At 50.3% G+C, this 3,731-nt stretch carries 3 protein-coding genes; 1 reads left to right on the top strand and 2 read right to left on the bottom strand.

Going from position 1 to position 3,731, the window contains the following annotated elements:
* Window positions 1–269 precede the first annotated feature (269 nt).
* Complete coding sequence (glmM, locus tag ACEW9I_RS04880; protein WP_373539241.1) at window positions 270–1,673, top strand: phosphoglucosamine mutase; 1,404 nt, start codon at window positions 270–272, stop codon at window positions 1,671–1,673.
* Between the two features lie 87 nt (window positions 1,674–1,760).
* Here glmM and ACEW9I_RS04875 read toward each other — a convergent pair whose 3' ends face one another.
* Window positions 1,761–2,432: a Uma2 family endonuclease gene (locus ACEW9I_RS04875; protein ID WP_373539240.1), complete on the bottom strand. Its 672-nt coding sequence runs from the start codon at window positions 2,430–2,432 to the stop codon at window positions 1,761–1,763.
* A gap of 113 nt (window positions 2,433–2,545) precedes the next feature.
* On the bottom strand, window positions 2,546–3,649 hold the full coding sequence (gene wecB / locus ACEW9I_RS04870) for a non-hydrolyzing UDP-N-acetylglucosamine 2-epimerase (protein WP_373539239.1): 1,104 nt from the start codon (window positions 3,647–3,649) through the stop codon (window positions 2,546–2,548).
* Window positions 3,650–3,731: the final 82 nt, after the last annotated feature.

Genomic DNA, 3,731 nt, shown 5'->3' with positions numbered 1-3,731 from the left:
AATGACCGCTAATTATCAACAAGCAGAGCTTATTGATAATAATTTATGAAACACTTAGTTTTTGAGGATTGGTAGTGATTGGCTCAAACACAGTCAGGTAATTGATTTGATGATGAGGCTAGCCTCATCGAACTCAGGTGTATATAGTAGTGGTGCTTACCGAAGGAGTTGGGAATCGAAATCTCTAGCAGTCAAGAATAAGGCTCTTTGCTGGTAGTCAGTTGTGATAATCTATCGTTGGCAGCCAAATAGCCTCCCCCTACCCCAATATGACAGCTACTACTCCGACTCTATCATCGACTTATCATCTCAATCTTCCCAACTCACCCCTGTTCGGTACTGATGGCATTCGCGGTAGAGTCGGCGATGTCCTCACGGCAAATCTGGCTCTCCAGGTGGGATACTGGGCGGGTATGGTACTTCGTCAGGCGGCTGATGATGTTGGGCCGATCGTCATCGGTCAAGATTCGCGCAATTCTAGTGATATGCTGGCGAGTGCTCTAGCGGCAGGGATTAATGCGGCGGGGATTGAGGTATGGAACTTGGGATTGTGCCCCACGCCTGGGGTTGCCCATCTGACGGCGACTAGCGATGCGATCGGTGGTGTGATGATTTCTGCCAGCCACAATCCGCCTGAAGACAATGGTATTAAGTTTTTCGGCGCGAATGGCACAAAATTGGCTAAGGACTTGCAGGCGGCGATCGAGGCAGGCATCAGAGGACAATCTGGAGCGCATCTAGAACCAGAAAGGTGGGGTCATCTCTACTTTACGCCGGAATTGATTACCCAGTATCTAGAGGCGATGAAGGATTCCCTCGCACCAGATACTAGTTTAGCGGGGATGAAAATCGTCCTCGATCTGGCATCTGGTGCAGCGGTGGATGTAGCTCCCAAGATTTTCGCCCAACTGGGTGCTGAGTTAATTTGTCTCCATGATGAGGCGGATGGCGATCGGATCAATGTCAATTGCGGCTCGACTCATCTGCGCTCTTTGCAAGCTGCTGTCGTCCTCCATCAAGCAGATCTGGGGTTTGCCTTCGACGGTGATGCCGATCGCGTGTTGGCGGTGGACAATCGCGGACGCAAGGTGGATGGTGACTATATCCTCTATTTCTGGGGACAATATCTCCAACAACAGGGGTTACTCCCAAATGATGAAATTATCACCACAGTGATGGCAAATTTGGGCTTCGAGCGGGCTTGGCAAGCTCTAGGGGGTAAAGTCATCCGCACGGCGGTAGGTGACCAATACGTCCAGGCTGAGATGACTAGGAGCGGAGCGATGCTCGGTGGCGAACAGTCGGGGCATATTCTCTCGCCTCAGCATAGTGTCAGTGGCGACGGGACTTTGACGGCGTTACATCTAGCGGCGATCGTGCAGCAGTCAGGAAAATCTCTAGCTGAGTTGGTAGATAGCAGTTTTCAAACATATCCCCAAATTCTCCACAATGTCCGCGTAGACGATCGCGAATCTCGCCTAAACTGGGCAAAATGTCAACCCTTGCAAGAGGCGATCGCTGAGGCGGAAGCAGAGATGGGCGATACTGGAAGGGTACTGGTACGCCCATCTGGTACCGAACCCCTGATGCGGGTGATGGTGGAAGCTGAAACCATCCAAAAGACCGAATACTGGACAAAATACCTGGTCGCGATCGTTGAAAAATATTTCTAGATCGATTTTTAAAAACGTCGTTACCACCAATCCGCTAGTAGTGGATCGACACGACTAGCGAACTTACTTAAACACGCCCAGATCGAATTAGATATTTTCTGGATCGATGCCCAATTCTCGTAACTTGGCAGCTAATCTTTCGATCTGTTGCTCGGCAGTATCCGCGCGTTGCTCGGCGGCTTGACGGCGAAGATCCAAATCGATAAAACCCACAAAGGGCTGGCCATCGGGGCGATAAATTTCTAGTTCGCCATCGAGCTTAAAGCGAATCTCTAGCAGCGGACTAGTCCAATCGGTCAGATCCTCCATCGCTACTAGTCTGTCACCATCTCTCATCCAACCAGCAAAATCAATTCGATCGGGATCGTAGATATAATACTCACTCACACCATATTGTTCGTAAAAGTGCAATTTGCGATTCATTTCCCCCATTCGATTTCCAGGGGACAGAATCTCAAACACAACTTGCGGCGCGATTCCGGCTTCCCGCCATTGTTGATAAGAGCCTCTGTCGCCTTTTGGTCTGCCGATCGCCACCATCACATCGGGTGCTTGGCGAATGGTATTATTGCCCTCAACTGGGTACCACAATAAATCCCCCGCCACAAAAACGTCAGGATTTTGGGCATATATCAGTTCGAGATTTTCTTTAATCGTGACAATCCACCGGAATTGTTTGGTATTGTCAGACATCGGTAGACCGTCACTATCTGGATAAATAATATTTGCAGTGGTTTCAGTGAGTGATTGTGCGACCATAATTAGCTACTCCATCGCCCTACGCTCTAATTATAAATTTAGAGTGGGTCATGCCCAACATCCAACTTTGAGGCAGTCCTAACAACATCTCGATCGCATTTCCAACCTCACACTCACACTCCAAAAAACTGCTCCACCGCAGCCAGAATCTGCATCGAAGCCGTCCCATCCCCAAACGGATTAATAGCAGTCGCCATCGCCTGATAAGCCAACGGATCGCCAAGTAACTCACTTGCTGCGGCGGTAATTCGATCGACATCCGTCCCGACTAATTTGGCAGTACCGCCCGTAACGGCTTCAGGACGCTCGGTAGTGTCGCGGAGTACCAAGACAGGCTTACCCAAACTCGGAGCCTCTTCCTGAATCCCACCGGAGTCGGAGAGGAGCAGATAGCTACGTTGGATCGCGCCGACGAGTTGGCTATAGTCGAGGGGTTCGGTGAGGAAGACGCGGGGATGATTGCCCAATATTTGGGTGAGGGGTTCGCGGACGGTGGGATTGCGATGGAGGGGTAATAATAATGCGGTATCGGGAAATTTTTCCAAGATCTGGAGCATGGCTGCACCAATATTTTGAAGCGGTTCGCCCCAGTTTTCGCGCCGATGGACAGTGGAGAGAATAACCCGATATTTGTGCCAGTCCAACCCAGGGATATCGCAAGCAGGTTGGGATTTGGCAACGGTGAGGAGCGCGTCGATGACGGTATTGCCTGTCTGATGGATTGCGCCTGTGACGCCGGATTTGTGGAGATTGGCGACGGCGAGACTGGTGGGGGCAAAATGTAACTGGGTAATTTGGGAGATTAGTCTCCGATTGGCTTCTTCGGGAAAAGGATTGTAGATATTGTCTGTCCGCAATCCGGCTTCGACATGCCCGATCGGGATTTGCTGGTAAAATGCGGCTAGAGCGGCAGCAAAGGCGGTAGTAGTATCGCCTTGAACGATGACTAGCTGCGGCTCGATCTCTTTAAATAATTTCTCCAGTCCCTGTAAGCTTCGCTGGGTAATATCTGTGAGTGTCTGCTGATGCTGCATGATATCGAGATCGCGATCGGCTTTCAGCCCAAAGATCTCCATCACCTGTGCTACCATCTCCCGATGTTGCCCAGTTAAGACTACCTGTGTCGTAAATTTGGGCGATGATTGAAATGTCCGAATTACAGGTGCTAACTTGATGGCTTCAGGGCGGGTTCCAAGGGTAAAACAGATAGGAATCATAAGCTAGTAGATAAACAGTTGACAGTTGACAGTTGACAGTTGACAGTTGACAGCGGCGCCTCGTAAGGGAGGTAAACACCCG

The organism is Chamaesiphon sp., from assembly GCF_041738855.1.
Classification (GTDB): Bacteria; Cyanobacteriota; Cyanobacteriia; order Cyanobacteriales; family Chamaesiphonaceae; genus Chamaesiphon.
Note: the sequence above shows the minus strand (reverse complement) of the source record. Positions and strands in the feature narration are given on the sequence as shown.